Source organism: Paracoccus shandongensis, assembly GCF_017315735.1.
Classification (GTDB): domain Bacteria; phylum Pseudomonadota; class Alphaproteobacteria; order Rhodobacterales; family Rhodobacteraceae; genus Paracoccus; species Paracoccus shandongensis.
In genome coordinates this window covers 128,078-152,161 of sequence record NZ_JAFLRK010000005.1, presented here as the reverse complement: position 1 = coordinate 152,161, position 24,084 = coordinate 128,078, and the positions used below count along the sequence as shown (strand labels likewise).

The following is a 24,084-nucleotide window of genomic DNA, read 5'->3' as shown; positions in this document are numbered from 1 at the left end:
GCGGGCCACGCGGGCGGTGGCGGGGGCCATGGCCGAGGCTACGGGGCGCGCGGGCTTGGCAGCAGCAGCCGCCGCCGGACGGGCGCGGCCGGGGGCGGCCTGCGGGACCACGTCAAAGCGCAGCCGTTCGACCGGCTGGCCGTGGCGGCTGAGGACGCCCATGATGTCCTTGGCGAAATGCCGGTTCACCCAGTCCGAGATGAAGCGGGTGGGGCTGGCGAAATGGGCAATCCCCCCATCCAGCCCGGTCAACCGCAAGGGTTTGATCCAATGGTTGAAATTGTTCGGCCCCACGCTTGTTTCCAGCGTGGCGCATGCCTGACCCCAAAGATCGTCCATTGTCGTGCCCTATCTATCCTGTCCCCAGCCTTCGCCGGACGATCCGGCGAAACAGGATTCGCGACGCGCATCGGAATGGCAAAACCGCGCCAACACCCCACCCTGCGGCCCGAAACAGGGTCGCATGACGGGGCTTTCGCCCGATTCCAGATCCAAAGACACGAGGCCCGCGCGCATCCGGTGGCAGCCGTCTGCAAGAACCCCGAGGGCAGCATGAAGCGCCTGTTGCTTCACTGACCCGACCTGCCGTTTGCGGATTTGAAATCCGCCGCCGACCGGCCCGTCCCCCAACACAGCGACGTGAATCGCCCCATCAGGTTAGCCACGGCGCCGGGGGCCCCGCAACCGAACTATGCGCTTGACAGGGTCTTTGCCGAACCGAATCTGCGAGCCCCTTGACTCAAAAGGAAAGAATCCCGAACGCCTTGAAATGTAGGCATTTTTGCAACATTCGCAGGTGCAGAAACGCAAAATCGGGCGCGGATTTTCCTCCACGCCCGATCCTGTTCCAGGGCCCCGGGGGCCGCGATTTCAAGGCAATCCGGGCCAGGGCCCGCGCGGCGATCAGACCGCCGACAGCGCCTTCACGCGGGCCGCCAGGCGCGAGATTTTCCGCGACGCAGTATTCTTGTGGACCACGCCCTTGGTGACGCCGCGCATCAGTTCGGGCTGCGCCGCCTGCAGCGCCGCCTTGGCCCCATCGGCATTGCCCGAAGCGATGGCTTCTTCCACCTTGCGGATGAAGGTGCGGATGCGCGAGCGGCGGGCCTTGTTCACATCGGTGCGGCGCTCGATCTGGCGGGCGCGTTTCTTGGACTGGGGCGTATTGGCCATGGGATCTATCCTTTGGGTCTTTCAGCGTTTCGGTCGCGCGAAAGACCCAAGGCATCCGCTTTCCGGGGAAAGCAGCCATGATTCTTGCCTAAGCGGGCCCACGCGCATGTAAGCCGGGGCGTATAGGGCAAACCTTCCAGAAAGGAAAGCCTGAAATCAGCGGTCGCGGAACTGCGGCTCGCGCTTTTCCAGGAAGGCGGCCATGCCTTCCTTCTGGTCCTCGGTGGAAAACAGCGCCTGGAAGGTGCGCCGCTCGAACAGGATGCCCTCGGTCATGGTGGTCTCAAAGGCGCGGTTCACGGCCTCCTTCGCGGCCTTGACCGAGACTTGCGATTTCTCGGCGATCTTTCGGGCCGCGGCCATGGCCTCGGGGATCAGCTTGGCGGCGGGCACCACGCGGCTGACAAGGCCCGCGCGCTCGGCCTCGGCCGCGTCCATGAAGCGGCCGGTCAGGTGCATGTCCATGGCCTTGGACTTGCCCACGAAGCGGGTAAGCCGCTGCGTGCCGCCGATGCCCGCGATGACGCCCAGGTTGATCTCGGGCTGGCCGAACTTGGCGGTGTCCGCCGCGATGATGAAATCGCAGATCATCGCCAGCTCGCAGCCCCCGCCCAAGGCATAGCCGGAAACGGCAGCGATGATCGGCTTGCGGATGCGGGTGATGGCGTCGATCTTGGCGCCGAACAGGTCTTCCTCATAGGCGTCCACGAAACTCTTGGTGGACATTTCCTTGATGTCGGCGCCGGCCGCGAAGGCCTTTTCGCTGCCGGTCAGCACCACGCAGCGGATCTTGTCGTTGCGGTCGGCATCAGCCAGGGCATGGCCCAGTTCCGTGATCAGCGCGGTGTTCAGCGCGTTCAACGCCTCGGGGCGGTTCAGGCGGATCAGGGCGGTGCTGTCCTCGATCTCGACGATGATGGTGTCATAGGCCATGGTTGCGCCCCCCTTGCGATGCGTTCGGGGCGGACCCTAACAAAAGCGGGGACGAAAAGCCAAGCAGCCTATCTCTGGCAGACCGGACAGTAGAAACTCGACCGGCCCCCCTGGACGATGCGGCGGATGGTGCCCGCGCAGCCTGGGGTGGGGCAGGGCGCGCCCTCGCGGTCATAGACGCGGAAGCTGTGCTGGAAATAGCCCAGTTCCCCGCTGGCCTGCCGGTGGTCGCGCAAGCTGGATCCGCCCGCCGCGATGGCGTCCGTCAGCACGTCGCGGATATGGCCCACAAGCGCCGCGATGCGCGCGGCCCCGATGCGCCCCGCCGCCCGGCGCGGGTCGATGCCCGCGCGGTGCAGCGCCTCGCTGACATAGATGTTGCCAAGGCCCGCGACGATGCGCTGGTCCAGCAGCGCCTGTTTCACGGGCACCCTGCGGCCCGCAAAGGCCGTCGCCAGATAGCCCGGCGTGAAGCTGTCGTCGAAGGGTTCCGGCCCCAGGTGGTCCAGCAGCGGATGGGACACCCCCTCGCGGATCAGGTCCACCATGCCAAAGCGGCGGGCGTCGTTGAAGGTGATCGTGGTGCCCCCGTCCGTCACCAGCACCACATGGTCGTGGCGCGGCAGGATCGCCGGGTCGCGGTGGAAATCTCCAAGGCTGCCCCCCTGCACCAGCATCCGCCCCGACATGCCCAGATGCATCAGCAGCGTGCCGCCCCGGTCCAGGTCGGCCAGCAGGTATTTCGACCGCCGCCGCAGCGCCGTCACCGTGGCCCCGGTCAGCACCTGCACCAGATCGACCGGCAAGGGCCAGCGCAGGTCGGGGCGGCGAACCTCGGCCCGCCGGATGCGTTGGCCTTCGAGGTGCGGCAACAGGCCGCGGCGGACGGTTTCGACTTCGGGGAGTTCTGGCAAAGGGGCCTGCCCATGCATTGTGTGTCGGGGACTTCGGGCTTATCTGGCGATGAAACAGCGGATCGGCAAGCGGCATGAGCGACAAGACCCAGACCCATTTCGGTTTCCGGACCGTGGACGAGGATGCCAAGGCCGGGATGGTCCACGGGGTCTTTTCCAGCGTTGCCAGCCGCTATGACCTGATGAACGACCTGATGAGCGCGGGCGTCCACCGGGTCTGGAAGAACGCGATGATGGACTGGCTTGCGCCGCGGAATGGCCAGCACCTGCTGGACGTGGCGGGCGGCACGGGCGACATCGCCTTCCGCTTTCTGGACCGCGCGCCGGGCGCGCGCGTCACCGTCTGCGACATGACCGAATCCATGCTGGTCGAGGGGCGCAAGCGCGCCGATGCTGTGGAGAAATCCGACCGGCTGGCCTGGGTCACGGGCGACGCGATGGCGCTGCCCTTTGCGGATGCCAGCTTCGACCGCTACACGATCAGCTTCGGCATCCGCAACGTCACCCGCATCCCCGACGCCCTGGCCGAGGCGTACCGCGTGCTGAAGCCCGGCGGGCGGCTGGTGGTGCTGGAGTTCAGCCAGATCCCGGTGGATGCGCTGCAATGGGCCTATGACCGCTACAGCTTCAACGTCATCCCGGCCATGGGCCAGGCGGTGACGGGGGATCGCGACAGCTATCAATACCTGGTCGAATCGATCCGCAAGTTCCCCGACCAGGACAGCTTCGCCGACATGATCCGCGCGGCGGGCTTTGACCGCGTGCAATACCGCAACCTGTCCATGGGCATCGCGGCCCTTCATTCGGGCTGGAAGCTTTGAGGGGGCCGCACAACCTTTTGCGCCTGATCCGCACGGGCGCCACGTTTGAACGCACCGGCGCCATGCGCGCGGTCCTGGACGCGGTGGATGCGCCGCCGCGCCTGCGCATCGCCGCGCGCGTGCTGGGCTGGCCGTTCCGCTGGCTGGGCTACAACGGCGATCCGAACCTGCCGCCGATCACGCGGGCCATCACCGCGCTTGGACCGGCCTACATCAAGTTCGGCCAGATCCTGTCCACCCGCGCCGATGTGGTGGGGGTCGAACTGGCCCAGCAGTTGCGGATGCTGCAGGACCGCCTGCCGCCCTTTCCCACCGAGCAGGCGAAAGAGATCATCCAGGCCGACCTGCGCCAGCCGGTGGACCTGCTGTTTTCGGAATTCTCGGAACCCGTGGCCGCGGCCTCCATCGCCCAGGTCCACCGCGCCCGCGTGCGCGACACGGGGCGAGAGGTCGCGGTCAAGGTCTTGCGCCCCGGCATCGGCCCCGCCTTCCGCCGCGACATCGACGCCTTTCACTTTGCCGCCGGGCTTATCGAGGCCCTTGCGCCCGGCAGCCGCCGCCTGCGCCCGCGCGACGTGGTGCGCCATTTCGAATCCACCGTCACCGCCGAACAGGACATGCGGCTGGAAGCGGCCAACGCGTCCGAATTCGCGGAAAACACCAAGGGCGATGCGGGCTTTGCCATTCCCCATCCGCATTGGGACCTGTCGTCGCGGCGCGTCCTGACATCGGACTGGGCCGAGGGGTTGCCAATGGGCGACCGCGCCGCGCTGGTGGCGGCGGGGCACGACACGGCCCGCATCGCCACGCGGGTGATCCAGCTGTTCCTGCAGCACGCGCTGCGCGACGGGTTCTTCCATGCCGACATGCATCACGGCAACCTCAAGGTCGCGGCGAATGGCGACGTGCTGGCCTATGACTTCGGCATCATGGGCGAGATCGACGAATACACCCGCCGCATCTATGCCGAGATCCTGTATGGCTTCATCCAGCGCGATTACCGCCGCGTGGCCCGCGTGCATTTCGAGGCGGGCTATGTCCCCCGCGACCGCGACGAGGCGCAGTTCGCCCGCGCCCTGCGGGCCGTGGGCGAGCCGATCTTCGGGGCCAATGCCAGCCAGATTTCCATGGCGAACCTGCTGGCCTATCTGTTCGAGGTGACGGAACGCTTCGGGATGCAGACCCAGACCCAGTTGATCCTGCTGCAGCGCACCATGGTCGTGGTCGAGGGCGTGGCCCGGTCGGTCGATCCGCAGCTGAACATCTGGGACGCGGCCAAGCCCGTGGTGTCGGACTACATCCGGTCGAACATCGGGCCGAAGGCGCTGGCGGGCGACATGGCGCGCGTGGCGCAAACCGTCGGGCGATACGGCCCGCTGCTGCCGCGCATCGTCGAGCAGGCGCTGTGGGAACGCGCGCACCCCGAGGATGCCCGCCGGGTGCAGCCCGTGCTGGTGCGGCGCGGCGCGCCGGTCTGGCTGGCGGTGGTGCTGGCGCTTGGGGCCGGGGCGGCCTTGGGGATGGTGCTGGTTTGAGGGGCCGTCCCTTGGGCTGGCGAAGGCCATCGCCTTCGCCACATTGGAACATATCCATCTGAACTGCCGGGCCCAAAGGCCCGGCCAGCGCCCGCCCCGCCCCCGGCGGGCGCTTCACGCCCCCCGAGGCGGGCGCCGGCCTTTCGTGGTCATGAGACGGCACCGTCTCTGAGTGAACCGTCCGATAAAGGGCGGGGGAAACGCATGCGTTTCCTGATCCCGCCTTCAACCTTCGTTCAGAAACACAAAATCTCGGCCTCGGCCTCGGCGCGCTTCAGCCCGGCCACGATCTCGGTCATCTGGGCCATGCTCTTGAACATGCCCGCGCGCTCGCCGGTGGTCTGCTGCATCCGCAGCACGGTTTCGGCCTGGACATAATCGTCATAGGGCAGAACCTCGGCGATCCGGTCGATGGCGCAGGAACAGCGGTCCAGCATGTCGCGGCTTTGCCCGTTGGTCGCCATGCAGGCAAAGACATATTCGGCCCGCGCGTTGGTCGGGTAATCGTTGACCGCCTGCGCATGGACCGCCCCGGCCCCCAGGGTGGTCGCCAGGACCAGCAGCCGCAGGATCATTGCAGCGCCATCCGGTTCAGATAGCCGGGCTGATCGCCTTGGGTCTCGGCCCGCAGTTCGCGGATCGGCTGGCGGGGATCGCCCAGCACGAAGGTCAGCGTCAGGCTGTCGAAGCCCCCCATGCGGGCCGCGTTCGGATCCCCGTCGAAGGGCTGGAAGCTGGCCACCGACTGTTCCCCTTCACGGGTGATCCGGCCGCCGCCGAACAGCGCGTCCTTGATGCGGTTGCGGATATAGAAGGGGCTTCCCCCGGTCAGCCGCGCCATGTCGCGGGCCGTCTGTTCCAGAAAGAAGGTCAGCACCGGATCGCCGCCGGACACCGGAAAGGGCCCGATCTGCCGGGTGCGGGTGTCGGTCTTCTGGACCAGTTGCAGGATCGGCTGCCGGTCCGAAGGATCGGTGCCCTCCCTCAGGGTCACGCTGCCCTTGTCGATGCGCAGAAAGCCCGGCGACTCGGGGCCCTCGACATGCAGGGTCCAGTTGAGATCGCGGCCCTCCAGCGACCAGGGGCCGCGCTCGGCAAAGACGGCATCCCCGGCCTCGCCCGCCAGGACGGGGCTGGCGGTCAGCACGGACAGGCCCAGCCACAGGGCTGCGGCAATCGCACGGTTCATGGTCATCCTCCCACATGCAGATCCAGATTTGCGCCGCAAGGGCCCAAGGGCAAGCCCTGCCGCGCGCGCCCTCGGCCTTTGGTCGCAGGTCACGCGAGGATCCCGCCCAGCATCTCGGCCAGTTCAGCGGGGCGGACGGGCTTTTCCATCAGGTGCACCCCCATGGCCGCGCAGCTGCGGCCGATCTGCGGGTCGCGATGGGCGGTGATCATCACCGCCGGAATGGCCTGGCCCACCGATCCGCGCAGCGCCCGGATCGCGTCCACCCCGGTGTCGCCGTTTTCCAGGTTGTAGTCGGCCAGGATCACGTCGGGCGGGTCGTCGCCCATGGTGGCCAGGGCCTCGGCCGTGCCGCCGGTCACGCGGGCGACCATGCCCAGCCGGTCGCGCAGGATCATCTCGTATCCGCGCCGCATCCCGGGGTCGTTTTCCACCACCAGCGCCACGCGCCCGCGCAGGGGCAGGGCCGCCTGGTCGGGCCGGGCGGGCGGGCCGATGGGGTCGCGTTCCACCACGGGCAGGCCCACGCGGAAGACGGTGCCGCGCATGGCCTCGGAATCCAGGCGGATGGGGTGGTCCAGTTTCGCGCAGGCGCGGCGCACGATGGACAGGCCAAGGCCCATGCCGGGGGTGGCCGCGTCATGGGACAGGCGCTGGAATTCGTCGAAGATGCGGTTGCGGTCCACCGCCGGGATGCCCACGCCCGTGTCATAGACACACAGCCAGCACAGATCCCCCCGTTTGCGCGCGCCCACCACCACGCCGCCCTTGTGGGTGTACTTGATCGCGTTCGAGACCAGGTTCTGCGCGATCCGCCGCAGGAAGACCGGGTCGCTTTCGACCACCATGTCGGTGGGGACAAAGGACAGGCGCAGCCCCTTGGCCTCGGCCAGGGGGGCGAATTCGACGGCCAGGCGGCGGAACAGATCGCCCAGGGGGACGGGCTGGCGGTGAAACTCGATCCGCTGGCTGTCCAGGCGCGAGATGTCGAGCACCGCGTGCATCAGCTGCTCCACCGATTCAAAGGCCCCCGACAGCCGGCCGGTCAGTTCGGACTGAAGCTCGCTCATCGGGGTGTCGGTCAGCATCGACAAAAACAGCCGCGCCGCCGAGAGGGGTTGCAGCAGGTCGTGGCTGGCCGCGCGCAGGAAGCGGGTCTTGGACCGGTTCGCCTCCTCGGCGGATGCGCGCGCCACGGCCAGTTCGCGGTTTCGCTGCGACAGGTCGGCCAGGGCGCGTTCCAGGTCGCGGGTGCGGGCCATCACCTCCTGCTCCAGCGCGACGGCGGCCTGGAACATCGACCAGGCGGACCCGCGCGATTCCTCCAGCCGGTCGATGCGGTCGATCAGCACCTGGTTGATGCGGCGCAGCTTCTCGACCTGGCGTTCGGGCGTGTCGTCGTCACGCAACATGGGCGGGGGCCGCATCCGGGTTGGGCATGAAGGCCAGCCCCACGAAGGTCTGGTTCACATGCATCCCGCTGTGCTGTTCGCCATAGGTGTTGAAGCCCGCCACGCGGTATCGCGAGAGCAGCTCCGACATCTGGTCGCGCAGGCCTTCGCGTTCCAGGGCAAGGCGGCGCAGGATGCAGTCAAAGCCCAGCACCATCAGGGGCGGGCGGGGCAGGGAGGCCAGCGCCTCGGCAAAGCCCTGGGTCATATCCTCGGCCCGGCCCAGGGTCAGCACGGTTCCGGTGTCGATGGCCGACATCAGGGACAGCCCGCCATCGCCGGTCTGGGCGCTGATGGCGCGGACATGATGGTGGCGCCCCATGCGCAGCAGCAGGGGATGGCGGGCAAAGTCCGCGGGCGTCAGCGCGTCGGTGGCGATGCCGGTCAGGCGGGCATATTCCTCGGCCGCGGGTTCGGCGTTCAGTTCCAGGATGCGGCGCTTTTCGGGAATGGCTGCGGTCACCACCACGCGCGTGGCGGTGGGGCTGAAATGGGCGAAGGTGACCTCGCTGACGGCAAGGTCGGTTTCCACCAGCAGGAAGACGGCGGCGTTGGTCACGACCTTGCCCCCCGCCAGAAGCCAGGTCTGGCGGAACAGCAGCCCGTCGCCCGCCGATCCGCCCAGCGTGGGGACCGAAGGCAGCGCCGCGTCGATGGTGGCCACAAGCGCGTCTTCCTGGCCCGCCAGCCCATCGACCATCAACAGCCCGAACAGCGACCGCTGCGGATCGGGGCCGAAGCCCGCCTGCAACCGGCGCAGCGCCGCCATCCAGTCCGACACCGGAAGCTGGTCCAGATGCGGCAGCACCAGGACGGATGCGCGGAAATGGGCTGCAGGAAACCCGATCGCGACCACGCTGTCGCTGGCATAGCCGTCCGGGCCGATCTCGCCGGCGGACGAACAGCCCGCGATCACGCAGCCCTCGGGCAGGCCCGCCCGCAGGGTGGCGTCCAGCGTGGCCAGATCGGGGCCATGGGCGCCGAAGACCAGCACCAGCCCGGGATTGGCTCCGCGCAGGCCGTCCAGCAGAACCTGGCCGTGATCGGCCCGTCCGCGGTCGGCCTGCACGGCCACCGGCCCGGTGGCGCCCTCCTTCGCAGCCGGGCCGGTATCCATCAGCCCGCCTCGAACAGGCGGACCGTGTTGGCAAGCAGCACCGCCTGGGTGCGGCGGCGCGCGTTGATCTTGGACATGATCGCGGTGATGTGGGTCTTCACCGTGGCCTCGGCGATGGACAGGTCATAGCTGATTTCCTTGTTCGCCTTGCCCTGGCAGATCAGCCGCAGGATCTTCATCTGCTGCGGCGTCAGGGTGGCGAAGCGGCGGGCGAGTTCCGCCTTGGCCTCGTCCTCGGCGCAGGCCTGGTCGGGGGCATAGCCTTCGGGCGTGACATGTTCGCCTTCCCACATGCGGCGCAGGCTGTCGACCAGCGCCTCTCGGCTCAGCGACTTGCTGATGTATCCCTGCGCGCCCGCCGCCATCGCGGCGGAAATCATCGCGCCGTCCAGGTCGGCGGAAATCATGGTGATGGGCACGTCGGGCAACTGGCGGCGCAGGGTCACGATGCCCTCGGCCCCCCGCGCGTCGGGCAGGTTCAGGTCCAGGATCACGGCGTCGGGCGCGCCCTGGGCGCGGATGCCGTCCAGCGCGGCGCCCAGGCTGCGGGCGGTGCGCACATTCTTCAGCCCGAAGCTGATCTTCAGCGTCAGCGCCAAGGCGTCGCACATCAGGGGATGATCGTCCACGATCAGGATTTCCCGGACCTGATCGGCGCTTTGCCGTGGCGTCTGCGGCACGCGTGCCTGCATGGCTGCGGCTGTCATGCATATCCCTCCATTGCGTAACCGCGCGGTCTCCCCTCCGCGCCGTTCCGATCTTAGGGCAGTGTTGCAACAAAGCAACCCTGCATCTGCGACAAAGGTCTGATGGAACCGGCGGTCATCCGCCCGCGGCGAATTCCTGGTCCCAGACATTGCCGTCGGTGTCCTCGGCATGGACGCGGATCGGCTGGCCGTTGGGGCGATAGGCAAAGCGGAACACCGGATCCTCGCTGATCGAGATCCCGGCCTTCAGCGCGAACAGCAGCTCCTCGCCCTGGCGCACGTCCAGGCGGTCGATGAAATGGGCGGGGATGTTCAGAAGCGTCACCTGGTCGCGCTGCAGGCCGGAAAAGTTCGGGTGCCGGATCATCAGCGTGCCAACCTGGCGGCCGTCTTCCTGGGCCGTGCGCCAGCGCATCTGGCCCATCGTCGCCTCGACCGCGGCCATGTCCTTGCCCGCAGGCGCCGAGCATCCGCCCGAGGCCTTGACGAAGCGCCCCGCCATGACCTGGCTGCCGGTGCCCGTGTCGGCAATGGCGCGCACGTCGGAATAGCTGTCCACGCGGACGCGGAATTCGAAATCCAGCGGCATCATCGCCGGGCCGAAGCTGTATTCGGCGGCGACCGGGGCGGGGTTTTCGTCGATCACCAGGGTCGCGGCGGTGATGGCCGGGGCCCCGTGCGGCTGCACCAGGCGGATGGGAACGATGGCGGCCTCGTGCGCGCGCACGGGGGCCTCCAGGTCCAGGACGCCCAGGTCCTGCGGCACGTCCGAGGCCAGGCCCAGGACCGAATCGCGCAGGTCGTCCCAGGTGGCCGAATCCTGCAGGGGGTTGTCCTGCGCCATCGCCGGTCCGGCCAGCAGCAGAACGGCAAGGATATGCGCTTTCATCGCTTACTCTCCTTTCCTCATGCGGCGATAGACAAGATCGGCGGTGTCGGCCCGGGCGTCGTCCTCGGCCCGCGCCACGACCTGCGCGTGAAAGGGCGACAGCGAGCAGACCGGGTCGGTCGCCCGCGCATCGCCCGCCAGCGCCATGGCCTGGCAGCGGCAGCCGCCGAAATCCACGGTCTTGCGGGCGCAGGACTGGCAGGGCTCGGGCATCCAACCCGTGCCGCGAAAGGCGTTGAAGCTGTCGGACCCGTGCCAGATTTCGCCCAGGGGGGTGTCGCGGACATTCTCGAACCGCATCCAGGGGATCGACTGCGCGGCGTGGCAGGGCAGCACCGTGCCGTCGGGCGCGACGTTCAGGCCTGTCGATCCCCAACCGCCCATGCAGGCCTTGGGATAAACCGCGTGATGATCGGCGGGGACATAGTCGATGACCATGCGCCCGCGCAGCCGGATGCGCGCGTCGTTCACCACCTGGCGCGCAAAGGCCGCCTGTTCGCGCGTGGGCATCAGCGCCTTGCGGTTCAGATCCGCCCAGCCGTGGAACTGCACGGTCGCGACCTCGATCCGCCGCGCGCCGAGTTGTTCGGCCAGCGCGATCATCTCGGGCAGGCGCTCCAGGTTCTGGCGGTGAACCACGGCGTTGATGGTCAGGGGAAAGCCGATCTCCTGCACCCAGGCGGCGAAGGCCATCTTCTTGTCCCAGGATCCCGGATGGCCGCTGATGCGGTCGGCCATGTCGGGGCGGATGCCCTGCAAGGACAGTTGCACGTGATCCACGCCCGCGCGGTCCAGCTCCTCCAGCCGCTCGCGCGTGATGCCGATGCCGGAGGTGATCAGGTTCACATAAAGCCTCGCATCCCGCGCATGGGTCACGATCTGCGCCAGATCGCGCCGCGCGCCGGGTTCCCCGCCCGAGACATGGACCTGCAACACGCCCAGGTCGGCGGCCTGCCGGAAGACGCGGCCCCAGTCGTCGGCGGTCAGTTCCTGCGCGGCGCGGGTCAGTTCGACCGGGTTGGAACAATAAGGGCAGGCGAGGGGGCAGCGATGCGTGACCTCGGCCAGCATGGCCATGGGCAGGCCGGGGGTGACGGGGTTGCCGTCCAGGTCGCGGGGTTGGTGTTGCTGGTCCTTCATGGCGTCCTCACAAAGACCATCCGCCGTTCGATCAGCCCGGTCAGGAAATCGCGCACGTCGCCCGCGATCTGGTCTTCGGGGGCATTATAGCGCGCGGCAAGGCCGCTGACGATGGCCGACAGGGGGCGCGCGCCGTCCAGTTCCCCCAGGATCGCGTCGCCGATGGCGTCCAGCTGCATGGCCCGTTCGGGGGCCTGCAACACGCGGATGCCGCGCACGCGGTCATGGGCCAGCCGCACGCCGCGCGGCAGATAGGGGATGTCGTCGGGGCCGATCAGGGGGGCGGGCCGGATGGAAGCTGGCTGGGCGGTCATTTCGCCATCCCCTCGCCCGGCCGCCAGGCGCCCGGCGGGATGTTGCCTTCGACATAGCCGTGCCACAGCGCGTCAAGCTGCGCCCACAGCACGTCGGTCTTGAAGACCAACGCCGCCGCCGCCGCGTCCTGTTTTTCGCGCGTGTCGGCATGGGTCAGCACGTAATCAAGGCCGAATTTCACGTCCTCGGGCGCCTCGGTCAGGCGCTTTCGGAAATAGGACAGGCTGGAATCGTCCGCAAAATCGTAATGCGCCAGCAGCCCCTCGATCCGCTGGGCATGGATTTTCGGCGCGAACAGTTCGGTCAGGCTGGCCGCCACCGCGTCCAGCAGGGGCATGTCGCGCACGAAGCGGACATAGGCGTCCACCGCGAAGCGCGTGGCGGGCATGATGCCCACGCCGGATGCCACATAATCCGGATCCAGCCCCACGGCCTGCGCCAAGGCCAGCCAGCGCCGGATGCCGCCGCCTTCGGCGATGCCGCCGTCGTGATCCTCGATCCGCTTGCGCCAATGGCGGCGCAGGTCGGGATCCTCGACGCGGGACATGAAGGCCGCGTCCTTCATGGGGATGCGGGATTGATACATCCAGCGGTTGATGACCCAGGCTCGAACCTCGTCGGGGGTGCAATGGCCGCCATGCAGCCGTTCGTGGAAGGGGTGGCGGTCGTGGTAACGCGCGGCCCCGATGGCGCGCAGCCGGGCCTCGAAATCCTCGCGCGATTGCGCCTGGTCTTGCCCCGGTTCTGAAAAGGCGTCCTTCACAGCGTGATCTCCATTCCGTCGCGGCCGATCTGCCAGCCGCTGGCTTCTGCTTCGCGCGTCTGAGTGCTGGCCGGATCGACCAGCGGATTGGAATTGTTCATGTGGACGAAGACCCGCCGCCCGACAGGCACGTCCTTGAATGCGGCAATGGTTTCCACCACCGGCATGTGCCCCATGCGCCGCCCGGTCTTCTGGCCAAGGCCCAGGCGGATCATCTCGTCATCCTCCCACAGGGTGCCGTCGAACATCAGCAGATCCGCGCCCGCGATGCGGTCCGCCAGCCAGTCCGGCAGGTCCGCGCAGCCCGGGATATAAAGCGCCCGGCGCCCGTTCGCCGTCAGTTCCACGCCCACGGTCGTCTCGCCCACCAGGCCCGTCTCGACCACATCGCCTTCCTGGTAAAGCGGCACCTTGCCCGGCACCGCGAACAGCCTGGCCGTCAGCCCCGGCGCGATCCCGACCGGCTGGTCCAGGGTGACGCGGTTTCGCGGCACCAGATCGGCGCGCAAGGCCCCCAGCATCGGGTTTGCGGCCAGGACCGCATGGATCGCGGGCGTCGCCCACAGCGCAAAGGGCTGGCTTTCGCGCAGCGTCAGCAGCCCCGCCACATGGTCGATATCGCCATTCGTCACCAGCACCGATTGCAGCGGCACGTCGCGCAGCCCTGTCGGATGCAGCGCGGGCGTGGCCGCCAGCTGCGCCCGGATGTCGGGCGAGGCGTTCAGGACCGCCCAGGACCGCCCATCCGCGCTGACCGCGACCGAGCTTTGCGTCATCGCCGGTATCCGGCCGTCCCGCGCGGCATTGCAGTTGCCGCAGCCGCAGTTCCATTGCGGCAGGCCCCCGCCCGCCGCCGCGCCCAAGACGATGATCCGCATGATCCCCCTGACGAAAAGACCCCGCCCGATTGCCTCGGACGGGGCCGTTCATGATGCCTGAAGCGGGTGCCTCAGAACAGGACGGGCTCGTCCTCGGCCGGGGCGTACATGTTGATTTCCATGCCGCAGGCGATTTCTTTCAGGGTGGGTTTAGTCCAAGCCATGCATTTCCTCCAAATCCACGGCCGCCGGTCTGGCGACTGTGTGTCATGTTAGAGCAGAGACAACGCGATTCAACAGGACTAAGGTCGCATACAACGGAAAGTTACGCCTTGCGGCCCCTGCCGGGAAAATGTGGCAATGTTCCTCGTTGTTTTATCCGCCTGCCTTGCCGGAGAGGTGCCCACCTGCGGGCCCGTGACGCTGGCCGGCCAACCCTTCGCCAGCATTGACCAATGCGCGGCCGAGGCGCCGCGAATCGCTGAAGGCTGGCTGGCGGACCATGCCCCGCTGGTCCAGGGCGGATTGTCCTGCCTGCCCCTGTCCGGCCTGCCCGCCCTGCCGGTCGCGGCGGTGGCCCCCGGCGTCAATGTCCACCTGGGCCAGGTCGCGCAGTTCGAGGATAGCCCCGACGGCTGGATCGCAAACCTGGGCTTTGTCGTGGGCCGCGACAGCATCGCGGTGATCGACGCGGGGGCGTCCCGCGCGCAGGGGCAGGCGCTGTTCGCGGCCATCCGGGCCGTCAGCGACAAGCCGATCAGCCATCTGGTTCTTACCCACATGCATCCCGACCACGCCTTCGGGGCCGAGGTCTTCCGCGAAGCGGGCGCCGCCGTCATCGGCCATGAAAAGCTGGCCGATGCCCTGCAAGCGCGCGGCCCGGCCTATCTGGACAACCTGACCCGGCTTTACGGCCCCGGGCCGATGATCGGCACGCGGGTGGCGCTGCCGGACGTGGCAGTCGCGGACCGGCTGGAAATCGACCTGGGCGGGCGCGTCCTGACGCTGACGGCCACCGGCCCCGCGCACAGCGACAACGACCTGACGGTGCGCGACAGCGCCACCGGCACGCTGTTCGCGGGCGACCTGGTGTTCCGCGGGCTGACGCCCATCGTGGACGGATCGCTGCCCGGCTGGCTGGACTGGATGGCGGTGCCGCAGCCCGGCGGCCCCGTTGTGCCCGGCCATGGTCCGGTGGCGGCGGACTGGCGCGATGCGGTCACGGCGCAGCGCGACTTCCTGACGGCCCTGGCCCATCACACGCGCCAGGCGGTCCGTGCGGGCCTGCCCCTGTCCCAGGCGGTGCCCGCCATCGTGGACGGCTTGCAGCCTTTCGCGGGGAACTGGGCGTCCTTCCCCGACTCCGTCGCGCGCGACGCCACCGCCGCCTTCAAGGAACTGGAATGGGAGTAAGGGTTTGACAGGACGGGGCTTGTCAAGCGACCATCTTGCCAAAGGCTCGCACGCAGGTTGCGAACAGGGGGGAAAAGACGTGAAACCATCGTTCTACATCACCGTGGCCATGGCCGCGCTGCTGGCCGGGGGCGCGCAGGCGCAACTGGTCATCGAGAAAGGCAGCGACGACCGCATCAACTGGAAAAGCCTCGAGGATTTCGGCGCGGCCCATGCGGATCTCAAGGGGAAAAGCGTGTCGATCCTGGCCCCCTGGATGGGCCCCGACCAGGAGCTGTTCACCTCGATCGCCGCCTATTTCGAGGATGCGACGGGGGCGAAGGTGAACTATTCCGGCTCGACCAGCTTCGAGCAGCAGATCGTCATCGACAGCGAGGCCGGATCGCCCCCCGATATCGGCGTGCTGCCGCAGCCGGGCCTGGCCGCCGAACTGGCCGCCAAGGGATACCTGAAGGATCTGGGCGACGACACTGCCCAATGGGTGCGCGACAATTATGCGGCGGGCGACAGCTGGGCCGCGCTTGGCACCTATGCGGGCCGGGACGGGGCGGAAAAGATGTTCGCCTTCCCCTACAAGGCGGACGTGAAGTCGCTGGTCTGGTATGTGCCGGAAAACTTCGAGGACGGGGGATACGAGATCCCCGAAACCTATGAGGATCTGCGCGCGCTGACCGAACAGATCGCCGCCGATGGCGAGACGCCGTGGTGCATCGGCCTGGCCTCGGGCGGGGCGACCGGCTGGCCCGCGACCGACTGGGTCGAGGATCTGATGCTGCGGCTGAACACCCCCGAGGATTACGACGCCTGGACCACCAACGCGCTGCCCTTCAACGATCCCAAGGTCGTCAAGGCCATCGAGGAATTCGGCTGGTTCGCCAAGAACGACGATTTCGTCGCGGGCGGCGCGGCATCCGTTGCGTCGAACGATTTCCGCGAAAGCCCGGCCGGTCTGTTCGCAAGCCCGCCCGGCTGCTACATGCACCGGCAGGCAAGCTTCATCCCGTCCTTCTTCCCCGAGGGCACGGTCGAGGGCGAGGATTACGATTTCTTCTATTTCCCCGCCCCCGCCGATGGCAGCCTGGGCCAGCCGGTGCTGGGCGGCGGCACGCTGTTCGGGGTCTTCACCGACAATCCCGTGGCCCTGGCCTTCATCGAGTTCCTGCAGACGCCCGCCGCCCATGAGCTGTGGATGGCGCAATCGGGCTTCACCACGCCCTATACCGCCGTCAACATGGAGGCCTATGCCGGAGAGACGCAGCGCAAGATGGGCCAGATCCTGCTGGACGCGACCACCTTCCGCTTTGACGGGTCGGACCTGATGCCCGGCGCGGTGGGCGCGGGGGCCTTCTGGACGGGCATGGTCGATTTCGTGGGCGGCGCATCGGCGCAGGACGTGGCCGACCGCATCCAGCAGACCTGGGCCACGCTGAAGTAACGCCTTGGGCGCGGCGGAACCGCCGCCGCGCCGTGTCACGGGTTCGGGGGTTTTCCGGCATGGAACTGTTCTGGCTGGCCGTCAGCACCATCGCGATCGGCGTCTTCGGCTGCGTGGCCTGGTTCTGGGGATCGAACTGGGTGCTGGACCGCATCTATCCCCCGCGCGGGCCGGATGCGGGCGACAACATCCGCAAGGCCAACCAGATCCGGCCTTGGCTGTTTCTGGGCCCCGCGATCCTGTTTCTGGGCGTCTATCTGGTTTATCCGATCTTCGACAGCCTGTGGCGGTCGGTCCACAACGCGCGCGGCACGGAATTCGTGGGCGGGTCGAACTATGCCTGGCTGATGGGCGACGGCAAGTTCCGCGAATCGATGCGCAACAACCTGGTCTGGCTGCTGGTGGTGCCCGCGCTGTCCACGCTGTTCGGGCTGATCGCGGCGCAGCTGACCGACCGGCTGAAATGGGGCAATATCGGCAAGTCGCTGATCTTCATGCCCATGGCGATCAGCTTCGTGGGCGCGGGGGTGATCTGGAAGTTCATCTATGAATACCGCGAACCGGGCGAGGCCCAGATCGGCCTGCTGAACGCCATCGTGCAGGCGCTTGGCGGCGGCCCGCAGCTGTGGCTGACGCTGATTCCCTGGAACAACTTCTTCCTGATGGTGGTGCTGGTCTGGATCCAGACGGGCTTTGCGATGGTGATCCTGTCCGCCGCCCTGCGCGGCATCCCCGAGGAAACCATCGAGGCCGCGATCCTGGACGGCGCATCCCCCTGGCAGGTGTTCTTCAGGATCAAGGTGCCCCAGATCATGGGCACCATCGCGGTCGTCTGGACCACCATCACCATCGTGGTCCTGAAGGTCTTCGACATCGTGTTCGTGATGACCAACGGGCAATGGGGCACGCAGGTGCTGGCGAACCTGATGTATGACTGGATGTTCCGGGGCACGCCCGATTACGGGCGCGGATCGGCCATCGCCATCATCCTGATGCTGCTGGTGACGCCCATCATGATCTGGAACATGCTCAACGTGCGCAGGGAGGTGCGGTGATGGAGGGCATGGCCGGACAGAAATCCTCGCTGGTCTGGGCCGTGAACATCGCGGCCTTCCTGCTGGTCCTGCTGTGGACGATCCCGACGCTGGGGCTGCTGGTGTCGTCCTTCCGCGACCGGGACCAGATCCTGACCTCGGGCTGGTGGCAGTCCTTTTCCGCGCAGGAGGCCACGGGCTTCGTGCGCACCGGGACCGGCGACGACGCGGTCCAAGAGGACGGGCTTTATGTCATAGAAGGCACCGTGCTGGAGGAGGGCCAGAGCCTGATCGGCTGGGGCACCCGCGCCCGCGAACCCGCCGCCTTCGCGCCCGGCGACACGACCGAGATCGAGGACGGCTGGCAATTGACCGTGGCCGCCGACGGCACATACCGCCTGACCTCGCCCACCCCCTTCGAGATGCGCAGGGGAGAGCGGATCTTCGTCACCACCGGCGCGCCCGCCCGGCTGACCACGGAAAACTACAACCGCGTCCTGACCGCCGAAGGCCTGGGCCGGGCCTTCATGAACACGCTGACGGTGACGATCCCCGCCACCGTGATCCCCATCCTGATCGCGGCCTTCGCGGCCTATGCCCTGGCCTGGATGGAGTTTCCGGGCCGCGCCATCCTGACCGCCGCCGTGGTGGGCTTGCTGGTCGTGCCCCTGCAGGTGGCGCTGATCCCGCTGTTGCGGCTGCACAACGATCTGGGGATCGGCAAGGGATACCTGGGCATCTGGCTGGCCCATACCGGCTTCGGCCTGCCGCTGGCGATCTATCTGCTGCGCAACTACATGGCCGGCCTGCCGCGCGAGGTCATTGAATCCGCCCGCGTGGACGGCGCGACCGAATTCCAGATCTTCCGCAAGATCATCCTGCCCTTGTCCTTTCCCGCCCTGGCGTCGTTTGCGATCTTCCAGTTCCTGTGGGTCTGGAACGACCTGCTTGTGGCGACCGTCTTCCTTGGCAATACACGCGAGCAGTTGGTCATGACCGGCGTGCTGCGCGAATTGATGGGATCCAAGGGGGGCGAATGGGAAATCCTCGCCACCTCGGCCTTCATCTCGATCGCGGTGCCGCTGCTCGTGTTCTTCGCGATGCAGAAATATCTGGTCCGCGGCCTTCTGGCCGGGTCCGTGAAAGGTGGATGAGACTTGACGGCAACGAAAATCGATTGGTGGAAGGGTGGAGTCATCTATCAGATCTATCCGCGCAGTTTCCAGGACACGACGGGCGACGGGATCGGCGACCTGCCGGGCATCACGCAGCGCCTGCCCTATGTCGCCTCGCTGGGCGTGGACGCGGTCTGGATCTCGCCCTTCTTCACCTCGCCCATGAAGGATTTCGGCTATGATGTCAGCGACTATCGCGGCATCGATCCCCTGTTCGGCCGGATGGAGGATTTCGACGTCCTGATCGCGCGCGCCCATGAACTGGGCCTGAAGGTGATGATCGACCTGGTGATGTCGCATACCTCGGACCAGCACCCGTGGTTCGCGGAAAGCCGCGCCAGCCGGGACAACCCGCGCGCCGACTGGTATGTCTGGGCCGATCCCAAGCCCGACGGCACGCCGCCCAACAACTGGCTGTCGATCTTCGGCGGCCCCGCCTGGCATTGGGACGCCCGGCGGGAACAGTACTACCTGCACAACTTCCTGGTCTCGCAGCCGGATCTCAATTTCCACAACCCCGCCGTCCAGGACGAGCTGCTGGACATGGCCCGGTTCTGGCTGGACCGGGGCGTGGACGGCTTCCGGCTGGACACCGTCAACTTCTATTTCCACGACGCGCAACTGCGCGACAACCCGCCCTTGGCCCGCGAGTTGCGCAAGTCGGACACCGCGCCGGCGGTCAACCCCTACAACCACCAGAGCCACCGTTACGACAAGTCGCAGCCGGAAAACGTGGCCTTCCTGGAACGCTTCGCCGCCCTGCTGCGCGGCTATGGCGCCGCCGTGATCGGCGAGATCGGCGACAGCGAACGCGCCCTTGAACTGCTGGAGGAATATACCGGCGTCGCGGGGCGGATGCAGATGTCCTATGTCTTCGACTTCCTGTCGGGACAGGATCTGGCCGCGACCCGCATCACCCAGGTCTTCGACGCCCTGCACAGCGTGGCGCCCAATTCTTGGCCCTGCTGGGCCATGTCGAACCACGACGTTGTCCGCCATATCAGCCGCTGGACCCTGTCCGACCCCGCCGCCAAGGCCTATGCCACCGTGCTGTTGTGCATGAAGGGCTCCGTCTGTCTTTACCAGGGCGAGGAACTGGGCCTGCCCGAAGCCGAGATCGCCTTTGAAGACCTGCAGGATCCCTATGGCAAGGAATTCTGGCCGGAATTCAAGGGCCGCGATGGCTGCCGCACGCCGATGGTCTGGGACATGGGCGTGAACGGCGGCTTTTCCACGGCGAAACCCTGGCTGCCCATTCCCCATGCGCATCTGCAACGCACCGTGACAGCCCAGGAAGCCGACGCCCAGTCGATGCTGCACCATTACCGCTGGGCCATCGGTCTGCGGCGCAGGCATTCGGCGCTGCGGGGCGGGGACATGACCGACATCCGGGCCGAGGGTCCGGTCCTGACCTTCAACCGTGCCGACGACCAGCAGGTGCTGCACATCCGCGCCAACCTGTCGGCGGACGAGGCGGGGGGCCTTCGGCCCTGGCAGGTCCAGGTCATCGAGGGATAGGGTTCACGCGTAACAGGCAAGGGGGGAACGCCGATGGCCGATCTGAAACTGACCGATGTCGCCAAGTCCTATGGCGACGTGCATGTCCTGAAGGGCATCGACCTGGACATCCGGTCGGGCGAGTTCATCGTCTTCGTCGGCCCCTCGGGCTGCGGGAAATCCACCCTGCTGCGCATGATCGCGGGGCTGGAACGGATCAGCAGCGGCACGCTGGACATCGACGGGCAGCGGATGAACGACATCCCGCCCAGCCAGCGCGGCATCGCCATGGTGTTCCAGTCCTATGCGCTGTATCCGCACATGACGGTGCGCGACAACATGGCCTTTGCCCTGAAGATCGCGGGCAAGTCCAAGGCCGAGGTTCAGGCGGCTACTGACCGCGCGGGCCGGATGCTGCAACTGACGCCCTATCTGGACCGCCTGCCCAAGGCCCTGTCGGGGGGCCAGCGCCAGCGGGTCGCCATCGGCCGGGCCATCGTGCGCGACCCCAAGGTTTATCTGTTCGACGAGCCCTTGTCGAACCTGGACGCCGCCCTGCGCGTGGCGACCCGCATCGAGATCGCGCAGCTGAAGGCCGCCATGCCCGACCGCACGATGATCTATGTCACCCATGACCAGACCGAGGCGATGACCCTGGCCGACCGCATCGTCGTGCTGGCGGGCGGCGGCATCGCCCAGGTCGGCGCGCCGCTGGAACTGTATGAGCGCCCGGTGAACGAATTCGTCGCAGGGTTCATCGGCAGCCCGGCGATGAACCTGCTGCCGGGCCGTGTCGCCGCCACCGGCGCCACGACCACCGTGCAACTGGACGACGGCGGCACCGCGCTTGTGGCCATCCCGACTCGCGCGGGGGACGAGGGGATGCGCGTCAACCTGGGCGTCCGCCCCGAGGACATGCGCGAAACGGACGGTCCCGCCCTGTTCGAGGGCACCGTGGACCTGACCGAGGCCCTGGGCGAGGTGACGCTGCTTTACTTCGGCACGCGCGGCGACACCGTTCCGGTCATCGCCAAGCTGCCCGGCATCCATCCCGGCCTGAACGGCCGGACCGTGCGCCTGACCGCCGACCCCGCCGCGCTGCACCTGTTCCACGACGGGCGGTCGTTGCTGTATCGCGACGGGGTGGATCTGCCGCCCTACCAGCCGCGCGCATCCGTGGGGGCGCATCTTCCCGCCTGACGGCCAAGGCCGGCAGTTTGCACAAGGCGCATGGCAGGGCTTCCGAATTTCCCGGGAACCATGCTCGCCTGTCCCGGTTCGGGTTCAAAGGGGACAGACATGCGCATCATCATCACCTTGGCTTTCGCCCTCATCGGTGCCGTTCTTCTGGCAGGGGGTGTCTATCTTGCCACCTTGGGGGGCAGCCCGTTCATCGCCGCATCTGGGGCGGTGCTGATCCTGGTGGCGGTGCTGGTCGCCGCGCGCAGTCCCTGGTCCCGCTGGGTTTATGCCGCGTTCCTGGTCGCGCTGGCGGTCTGGTCCTGGCTTGATTCCGGCTATGACTGGTGGGCGCTGGCCTCGCGCATGGGGATGTTCCTGGTCCTGGGGCTGCTGCTTCTGCTGCCCATCGGCGCAGGCCGCAACCGGCCCGGCCGGATCGCCCTGTTCACTGTCACCGCGATCACCGGCATCGCCCTGCTGGGCAGCCTCGCCACCGACCCGCACGAGATCACCGGCGCGCTTCCCGACCAGGTCGCCAATGCCGATCCCGCCCTGGGCCCGCCCGGTGGACCGGACGACTGGCTGGCCTATGGGCGCACCAGCTTCGGGCAACGTTTCTCTCCGCTGGACCAGATCACGGCGGAAAATGTAGGCGCGCTGGAAACCGCCTGGACCTACCGGACCGGCGACATGCGCCAGCCCGGTGACACGGACGAGACGACCTATCAGGCGACCCCGATCAAGGTGGGCAACACGCTTTACCTTTGCACGCCGCACAACTGGCTGGTGGCGCTAGACGCCGACACGGGGGCCGAACGCTGGGTCTACAAGGCCGCCATCGAACCCCTCAGCCAGCGCCAGCACCAGACCTGCCGGGGCGTCAGCTATTGGCCGGGCGACGGCGCCGCCACCGCCGCCGCGCCGGAACCCGCCGTGCTGCCCGCCGCGACCGACCATCCGCAAAGCCCCGCCGTCAGCGCCGAAACACAGTCCTCGGGGCCCTGCACCGACCGGATCTTCATGCCGACCTCGGACGCGCATATGCTGGCGCTGAACCCGCAGACCGGGCAGTTGTGCAGCGATTTCGCCGACAAGGGCGCGCTGAACCTGATCCACAACATGCCCTTCAAGCAGGCGGGGTTCTATTATTCGACCTCGCCCCCGGTCATCATCGGCAATGCCCTGGTCGTGGGCGGCGCGGTGAACGACAACTATGATGTGAACGCGCCCTCGGGGGTGATCCGGGCCTATGACGTGCGCGACGGGCGGCTGCTCTGGAACTGGGATTCGGGCAACCCGCAGGCGACCGCGCCCTTCGACGTGACCGACCCGAACCAGACCTATACGCCGTCTTCGCCGAACAGCTGGGCGCCCCTGTCGGCGGACCCGGACTTGGGGCTGGTCTATGTGCCCATGGGCAACCGCACGCCCGACCAGCTGGGCATGTTCCGCAACGAGGCCGAGGAAACCTATTCCTCCTCGGTCGTGGCGCTGGATGCTGCCACCGGGCAGGCCCGCTGGGTCCGGCAGTTCGTCCACCATGACCTGTGGGACATGGACACGCCCGCGCAGCCCACGCTGCTGGACCTGGACATGCCGGATGGCCGCGTGCCCGCCCTGGTGGTGCCCACCAAGCAGGGCGATGTCTATGTCCTGAATCGCCAGACGGGCGAGCCGATCCTGCCCGTCACCGAACGCCCCGCCCCCCAGGGCACCGTGCCTGAGGATTTCGCGGCCCCCACGCAGCCTGTCTCTGCCCTGTCCTTTGAACCGGAACCGCTGACCGAATCGCAGATGTGGGGCGCGACGCTGATCGACCAGATGCTGTGCCGGATCCAGTTCCGCAAGCTGCGCTATGAAGGCCGCTATACCCCCCCGTCGCTGCAAGGCACGCTTGTCCATCCCGGCAATTTCGGCGTCTTCAACTGGGGCGGCATCGCCGTCGATCCGCGCCGCCAGGTGATGTTCGGGATGCCGCTGCAACTGGCCTTCACCTCGCGCCTGGTGCCTGCGGAACAGGCAGCGGGGCAGGCCACCAATTCGGGCGAACAGGGGCTCAATTCCAATGCCGGGGCGCCCTATGCGGTGGAAATGGGGCCGTTCCTGTCGCCCCTGGGCGTGCCCTGCCAGCAGCCGCCCTGGGGTTTCGTCGCGGGCGCCGACCTGCGCACCGGAGAGATCGCCTGGAAGCACCGCAACGGCACCACCATGGACATGACGCCGCTGCCCTTGGCCCTGCCCCTGGGGATGCCGGGAATCGGCGGGCCGGTCATCACCGGGTCGGGCGTGGTCTTCATGGCGGCTGCGGTGGACAACTTCCTGCGCGCCTATGACCTGACCACGGGCCGGGAACTGTGGCGCGGGCGGCTGCCTGCGGGCGGGCAGGCCACGCCCATGACCTATCTAGACAGCCAGGGCCGGCAGGTGGTGGTGCTGGTCGCGGGCGGGCATGGGTCCATCGGCACCGATCTGGGCGATCATGTGCTGGCCTGGCGGCTGCCTGCCGGTGCCGGCAATTAGTTCTTGGCCGGATCGCACCCCCGCGTGCTATGATCCGCGCTACCGACCGAGGAGGAGCCGGCC

General features: G+C 67.7%; 24 protein-coding genes. 9 read left to right on the top strand and 15 right to left on the bottom strand.

Features of this window, described 5'->3' with window-relative positions; genetic code table 11:
* The 4 genes from JX613_RS06160 to mutM all read right to left on the bottom strand — a co-directional run.
* Nucleotides 1-339, bottom strand: a 339-nt coding sequence (locus JX613_RS06160; protein WP_272874508.1) for a DnaA N-terminal domain-containing protein, incomplete at its 3' end; no start/stop codon positions are given.
* A gap of 564 nt (nt 340-903) precedes the next feature.
* Nucleotides 904-1,173 carry a 30S ribosomal protein S20 gene (gene rpsT / locus JX613_RS06155; protein ID WP_207100582.1) on the bottom strand — a complete coding sequence of 90 codons (270 nt, stop codon included), beginning with the start codon at nt 1,171-1,173 and terminating at the stop codon, nt 904-906.
* A gap of 156 nt (nt 1,174-1,329) precedes the next feature.
* Nucleotides 1,330-2,106, bottom strand: coding sequence for an enoyl-CoA hydratase (locus JX613_RS06150; protein ID WP_207100581.1), 777 nt, complete (start codon nt 2,104-2,106; stop codon nt 1,330-1,332).
* A gap of 68 nt (nt 2,107-2,174) precedes the next feature.
* Nucleotides 2,175-3,020: a bifunctional DNA-formamidopyrimidine glycosylase/DNA-(apurinic or apyrimidinic site) lyase gene (gene mutM / locus JX613_RS06145; RefSeq protein WP_207100580.1), complete on the bottom strand. Its 846-nt coding sequence runs from the start codon at nt 3,018-3,020 to the stop codon at nt 2,175-2,177.
* Nucleotides 3,021-3,094: 74 nt separating this feature from the next.
* Between mutM and ubiE the strand changes: the two genes are divergently transcribed.
* Both ubiE and ubiB read left to right on the top strand, forming a co-directional pair.
* Nucleotides 3,095-3,841, top strand: a complete 747-nt coding sequence (ubiE, locus tag JX613_RS06140) for a bifunctional demethylmenaquinone methyltransferase/2-methoxy-6-polyprenyl-1,4-benzoquinol methylase UbiE (RefSeq protein ID WP_207100579.1) — start codon at nt 3,095-3,097, stop codon at nt 3,839-3,841.
* Nucleotides 3,838-5,376, top strand: coding sequence for a 2-polyprenylphenol 6-hydroxylase (gene ubiB / locus JX613_RS06135; protein WP_207100578.1), 1,539 nt, complete (start codon nt 3,838-3,840; stop codon nt 5,374-5,376). The genes ubiE and ubiB overlap by 4 nt, the downstream gene beginning before the upstream one ends.
* Before the next feature lie 236 nt (nt 5,377-5,612).
* Here ubiB and JX613_RS06130 read toward each other — a convergent pair whose 3' ends face one another.
* The 11 genes from JX613_RS06130 to pqqA all read right to left on the bottom strand — a co-directional run bounded on the left by JX613_RS06130 (nt 5,613) and on the right by pqqA (nt 13,989).
* Complete coding sequence (locus JX613_RS06130) at nt 5,613-5,951, bottom strand: hypothetical protein (RefSeq protein WP_207100577.1); 339 nt, start codon at nt 5,949-5,951, stop codon at nt 5,613-5,615.
* Complete coding sequence (locus JX613_RS06125; RefSeq protein WP_237168386.1) at nt 5,948-6,571, bottom strand: hypothetical protein; 624 nt, start codon at nt 6,569-6,571, stop codon at nt 5,948-5,950. Before JX613_RS06125 ends, JX613_RS06130 begins: the two co-directional genes overlap by 4 nt.
* 83 nt (nt 6,572-6,654) lie before the next feature.
* Nucleotides 6,655-7,977: an ATP-binding response regulator gene (locus JX613_RS06120; protein WP_207100576.1), complete on the bottom strand. Its 1,323-nt coding sequence runs from the start codon at nt 7,975-7,977 to the stop codon at nt 6,655-6,657.
* On the bottom strand, nt 7,967-9,133 hold the full coding sequence (locus JX613_RS06115; RefSeq protein ID WP_207100575.1) for an FIST N-terminal domain-containing protein: 1,167 nt from the start codon (nt 9,131-9,133) through the stop codon (nt 7,967-7,969). Before JX613_RS06115 ends, JX613_RS06120 begins: the two co-directional genes overlap by 11 nt.
* On the bottom strand, nt 9,133-9,840 hold the full coding sequence (locus tag JX613_RS06110; RefSeq protein WP_207100574.1) for a response regulator transcription factor: 708 nt from the start codon (nt 9,838-9,840) through the stop codon (nt 9,133-9,135). The genes JX613_RS06115 and JX613_RS06110 overlap by 1 nt, the downstream gene beginning before the upstream one ends.
* A 115-nt stretch (nt 9,841-9,955) precedes the next feature.
* Nucleotides 9,956-10,729, bottom strand: coding sequence for a quinoprotein dehydrogenase-associated SoxYZ-like carrier (locus tag JX613_RS06105; protein WP_207100573.1), 774 nt, complete (start codon nt 10,727-10,729; stop codon nt 9,956-9,958).
* A 3-nt stretch (nt 10,730-10,732) separates the two neighbouring features.
* Nucleotides 10,733-11,869: a pyrroloquinoline quinone biosynthesis protein PqqE gene (pqqE, locus tag JX613_RS06100; protein ID WP_207100572.1), complete on the bottom strand. Its 1,137-nt coding sequence runs from the start codon at nt 11,867-11,869 to the stop codon at nt 10,733-10,735.
* A complete protein-coding gene (gene pqqD, locus JX613_RS06095) occupies nt 11,866-12,183 on the bottom strand; it encodes a pyrroloquinoline quinone biosynthesis peptide chaperone PqqD (protein ID WP_207100571.1) in 318 nt (105 codons plus the stop codon). Before pqqD ends, pqqE begins: the two co-directional genes overlap by 4 nt.
* Nucleotides 12,180-12,947: a pyrroloquinoline-quinone synthase PqqC gene (gene pqqC / locus JX613_RS06090; protein WP_207100570.1), complete on the bottom strand. Its 768-nt coding sequence runs from the start codon at nt 12,945-12,947 to the stop codon at nt 12,180-12,182. The genes pqqD and pqqC overlap by 4 nt, the downstream gene beginning before the upstream one ends.
* The gene (gene pqqB / locus JX613_RS06085; RefSeq protein WP_207100569.1) at nt 12,944-13,825 is read right to left on the bottom strand and encodes a pyrroloquinoline quinone biosynthesis protein PqqB; all 882 of its coding nucleotides are present in this window, start codon (nt 13,823-13,825) and stop codon (nt 12,944-12,946) included. The genes pqqC and pqqB overlap by 4 nt, the downstream gene beginning before the upstream one ends.
* Before the next feature lie 71 nt (nt 13,826-13,896).
* Nucleotides 13,897-13,989 carry a pyrroloquinoline quinone precursor peptide PqqA gene (gene pqqA, locus JX613_RS06080; protein WP_076522366.1) on the bottom strand — a complete coding sequence of 31 codons (93 nt, stop codon included), beginning with the start codon at nt 13,987-13,989 and terminating at the stop codon, nt 13,897-13,899.
* Nucleotides 13,990-14,182: 193 nt separating this feature from the next.
* Between pqqA and JX613_RS06075 the strand changes: the two genes are divergently transcribed.
* The 7 genes from JX613_RS06075 to JX613_RS06045 all read left to right on the top strand — a co-directional run bounded on the left by JX613_RS06075 (nt 14,183) and on the right by JX613_RS06045 (nt 24,021).
* On the top strand, nt 14,183-15,178 hold the full coding sequence (locus tag JX613_RS06075) for a quinoprotein relay system zinc metallohydrolase 2 (protein WP_336512278.1): 996 nt from the start codon (nt 14,183-14,185) through the stop codon (nt 15,176-15,178).
* A gap of 109 nt (nt 15,179-15,287) precedes the next feature.
* Nucleotides 15,288-16,613 carry an ABC transporter substrate-binding protein gene (locus JX613_RS06070; protein WP_207100591.1) on the top strand — a complete coding sequence of 442 codons (1,326 nt, stop codon included), beginning with the start codon at nt 15,288-15,290 and terminating at the stop codon, nt 16,611-16,613.
* 59 nt (nt 16,614-16,672) lie between these two features.
* Nucleotides 16,673-17,668 carry a carbohydrate ABC transporter permease gene (locus JX613_RS06065; protein ID WP_207100567.1) on the top strand — a complete coding sequence of 332 codons (996 nt, stop codon included), beginning with the start codon at nt 16,673-16,675 and terminating at the stop codon, nt 17,666-17,668.
* Nucleotides 17,668-18,801, top strand: a complete 1,134-nt coding sequence (locus tag JX613_RS06060; RefSeq protein WP_207100566.1) for a carbohydrate ABC transporter permease — start codon at nt 17,668-17,670, stop codon at nt 18,799-18,801. Before JX613_RS06065 ends, JX613_RS06060 begins: the two co-directional genes overlap by 1 nt.
* 3 nt (nt 18,802-18,804) lie before the next feature.
* A complete protein-coding gene (locus JX613_RS06055) occupies nt 18,805-20,340 on the top strand; it encodes an alpha-amylase family glycosyl hydrolase (protein WP_207100565.1) in 1,536 nt (511 codons plus the stop codon).
* A gap of 33 nt (nt 20,341-20,373) precedes the next feature.
* Nucleotides 20,374-21,519, top strand: coding sequence for an ABC transporter ATP-binding protein (locus JX613_RS06050; RefSeq protein WP_207100564.1), 1,146 nt, complete (start codon nt 20,374-20,376; stop codon nt 21,517-21,519).
* A gap of 99 nt (nt 21,520-21,618) precedes the next feature.
* Nucleotides 21,619-24,021 carry a membrane-bound PQQ-dependent dehydrogenase, glucose/quinate/shikimate family gene (locus JX613_RS06045; protein ID WP_207100563.1) on the top strand — a complete coding sequence of 801 codons (2,403 nt, stop codon included), beginning with the start codon at nt 21,619-21,621 and terminating at the stop codon, nt 24,019-24,021.
* Nucleotides 24,022-24,084 lie beyond the last annotated feature (63 nt).

What these genes read in the sequence shown, in the direction of transcription:
- rpsT (WP_207100582.1), bottom strand. Translation starts at nt 1,173, where the DNA reads ATGGCCAATACGCCCCAGTCCAAGAAACGCGCCCGCCAGATCGAGCGC.
- JX613_RS06150 (WP_207100581.1), bottom strand. Translation starts at nt 2,106, where the DNA reads ATGGCCTATGACACCATCATCGTCGAGATCGAGGACAGCACCGCCCTG.
- ubiE (WP_207100579.1), top strand. Translation starts at nt 3,095, where the DNA reads ATGAGCGACAAGACCCAGACCCATTTCGGTTTCCGGACCGTGGACGAG.
- JX613_RS06130 (WP_207100577.1), bottom strand. Translation starts at nt 5,951, where the DNA reads ATGATCCTGCGGCTGCTGGTCCTGGCGACCACCCTGGGGGCCGGGGCG.
- JX613_RS06125 (WP_237168386.1), bottom strand. Translation starts at nt 6,571, where the DNA reads ATGACCATGAACCGTGCGATTGCCGCAGCCCTGTGGCTGGGCCTGTCC.
- JX613_RS06120 (WP_207100576.1), bottom strand. Translation starts at nt 7,977, where the DNA reads ATGTTGCGTGACGACGACACGCCCGAACGCCAGGTCGAGAAGCTGCGC.
- JX613_RS06115 (WP_207100575.1), bottom strand. Translation starts at nt 9,133, where the DNA reads ATGGATACCGGCCCGGCTGCGAAGGAGGGCGCCACCGGGCCGGTGGCC.
- JX613_RS06110 (WP_207100574.1), bottom strand. Translation starts at nt 9,840, where the DNA reads ATGACAGCCGCAGCCATGCAGGCACGCGTGCCGCAGACGCCACGGCAA.
- JX613_RS06105 (WP_207100573.1), bottom strand. Translation starts at nt 10,729, where the DNA reads ATGAAAGCGCATATCCTTGCCGTTCTGCTGCTGGCCGGACCGGCGATG.
- pqqE (WP_207100572.1), bottom strand. Translation starts at nt 11,869, where the DNA reads ATGAAGGACCAGCAACACCAACCCCGCGACCTGGACGGCAACCCCGTC.
- pqqD (WP_207100571.1), bottom strand. Translation starts at nt 12,183, where the DNA reads ATGACCGCCCAGCCAGCTTCCATCCGGCCCGCCCCCCTGATCGGCCCC.
- pqqB (WP_207100569.1), bottom strand. Translation starts at nt 13,825, where the DNA reads ATGCGGATCATCGTCTTGGGCGCGGCGGCGGGCGGGGGCCTGCCGCAA.
- pqqA (WP_076522366.1), bottom strand. Translation starts at nt 13,989, where the DNA reads ATGGCTTGGACTAAACCCACCCTGAAAGAAATCGCCTGCGGCATGGAA.
- JX613_RS06070 (WP_207100591.1), top strand. Translation starts at nt 15,288, where the DNA reads ATGGCCGCGCTGCTGGCCGGGGGCGCGCAGGCGCAACTGGTCATCGAG.
- JX613_RS06065 (WP_207100567.1), top strand. Translation starts at nt 16,673, where the DNA reads ATGGAACTGTTCTGGCTGGCCGTCAGCACCATCGCGATCGGCGTCTTC.
- JX613_RS06060 (WP_207100566.1), top strand. Translation starts at nt 17,668, where the DNA reads ATGGAGGGCATGGCCGGACAGAAATCCTCGCTGGTCTGGGCCGTGAAC.
- JX613_RS06050 (WP_207100564.1), top strand. Translation starts at nt 20,374, where the DNA reads ATGGCCGATCTGAAACTGACCGATGTCGCCAAGTCCTATGGCGACGTG.
- JX613_RS06045 (WP_207100563.1), top strand. Translation starts at nt 21,619, where the DNA reads ATGCGCATCATCATCACCTTGGCTTTCGCCCTCATCGGTGCCGTTCTT.